This is a genomic window from Streptomyces sp. H27-H5 (assembly GCF_026627505.1).
Lineage (GTDB): Bacteria > Actinomycetota > Actinomycetes > Streptomycetales > Streptomycetaceae > Streptomyces.
Map to the genome: position 1 here is coordinate 1 of NZ_JAPNLK010000265.1, position 1838 is coordinate 1838.

The following is a 1838-nucleotide window of genomic DNA, read 5'->3' on the forward strand; positions in this document are numbered from 1 at the left end:
CCACCTCCGACCTGGACGATCTCCTGGCCAGGCTCGACCAGCACACCGCCGATCACCCAGAAGAATCCTCCGCCGCCAAGGCCGCGTGATCAACCCCCGAAGGACTTACGACGCAGACCACTTAGGGTTCGAACGCCGCACCCGTAGCCCGGCAACCGCACCAGCGCAGGAGGAACCGCCAGTGCTCCGCCGTAACCTCATCCAGGGCGCCGTCGCCATCGCAGCCGCCGCAGCCACACCCGCCCCCGCAGCCCCCCGCCGCATCGGCGTCGCCGACGTCGAACGCCTCCAGCAACGTTTCGCCGACGTCGTCGCCAGCGATCACCGCCACGGCGGCCAGCAGACCATCGAGCAACAAGCCGCAGCCCTGAGCAACGAAGCTCTCCGGCTACAGGCCGGCGGAGCCGCGAGCCAACGCGTCCGCGGGTACCTCTACGCCAGCGCCGCCGCGTTCCGCTCCTCCGCCATGTGGGCAGCCATCGACGGACGCCGCTACAACTCGGCCATCGAGCACATGCGCGAAGCCCAACAACTCGCCGAGATGTCCGGCGACCAGGCCATCAAATTCCGCATCTGGTCCCACGCCGGCACCATGTACCGGCACATGAAGCGACCCGCCGACGCGGCAGCGGCCAACGACGTCGCCCGCAACCTCTCGATCACGCGCCGAGACCCCATGTTCGCCTCCCTCGGCCACGCCCGACACGCCGCCATCCACGCCACCGCCGAAGACGTTCGAGCCACCCGGCGTTCCTTCGAAGCCGCCCAGGAAGCCATGCTCCGCGCCGACCCTGACGCCGACCGACCCATGTGGATGCGAGCCTTCTACGATCAAGCCGAACTCGACAGCCTCGCCCTGTCCGCCTTCATGACCCTGGGCCAGTACGACGCCGCAGAAGCACACGCCCACCGCTGCCTGGCCGCCCTGCGCCCCCACATGCACCGATCGCGAGCGATCACCACCTCACGCCTCGCCCTCGCCCAACTCGGCCAAGGCGATCTGGAGCCCGCCGTGGCCTCCGCCATGCACGTCCCCAAGGACGCCGCCACAACCCACCCCCGCGTCATCGAGATGCTGGCGACCGTCGGAACCGAACTCCGCAAGAAGGCCCCCACAAGCCCGCAGACCCGCCTGTGGACCGAGTACGCCCGCTCCCTGAAAGGAACCGGCAAGTGACGGGCCAGGTCAGACTCAAGCACCACACCGACCTCGGCGACGTACGCGAACACCTGATCGCGGTCTACGCCAGCGTACGAGCCGACCTGCTCCACCTTCCCAACTACCGGATTGAGGCATTCACCGAACGCCTCGACCGGCACGGTAGCGATCCCGGCTGGGAAGCCGTCATGGCCTACGCCCCCGACGGGCAACCCATCGGCTACGCATACGCCAACACGGTCGAGCCCGGCAACCGCTGGTGGACCCGCATGGACACCCCCGCCCCCGCCGAGTACACGGCCAAGGCGTCCCTCGCGATCAAGGAGATCGGCGTCGTCCCACCCTGGCGAGGCCAAGGACTCGCCCAGGCCATGCACGACGACCTGCTCCGACACCGCGAGGAGGGCTTCGTGTCGCTTCTCGTCAATCCGGCCGCCGGCGACGGCAAGGTGCAGCGGCTGTACGAGGGTTGGGGATACACACGGATCGGCAGCCAGCAACCATCACCGGACTCTCCGCCGCTTGCCTGCCTCGGGCGTCCCGTGGAGGAGTCTTAGTGGTCTGCGTCGTAAGTCCTTCGGGGGTTGATCACGCGGCCTTGGCGGCGGAGGATTCTTCTGGGTGATCGGCGGTGTGCTGGTCGAGCCTGGCCAGGAGATCGTCCAGGTCGGAGGTGGTG

The 1838-nt window shown here is 68.5% G+C and carries 2 protein-coding genes; both read left to right on the forward strand.

Features of this window, described 5'->3' with window-relative positions:
• Window positions 1-181 precede the first annotated feature (181 nt).
• Complete coding sequence (locus tag OTB19_RS42625) at window positions 182-1177, forward strand: hypothetical protein (protein WP_324290597.1); 996 nt, start codon at window positions 182-184, stop codon at window positions 1175-1177.
• Window positions 1174-1716, forward strand: a complete 543-nt coding sequence (locus OTB19_RS42630; RefSeq protein ID WP_267804237.1) for a GNAT family N-acetyltransferase — start codon at window positions 1174-1176, stop codon at window positions 1714-1716. The genes OTB19_RS42625 and OTB19_RS42630 overlap by 4 nt, the downstream gene beginning before the upstream one ends.
• The last annotated feature ends 122 nt before the right edge of the window (window positions 1717-1838 follow it).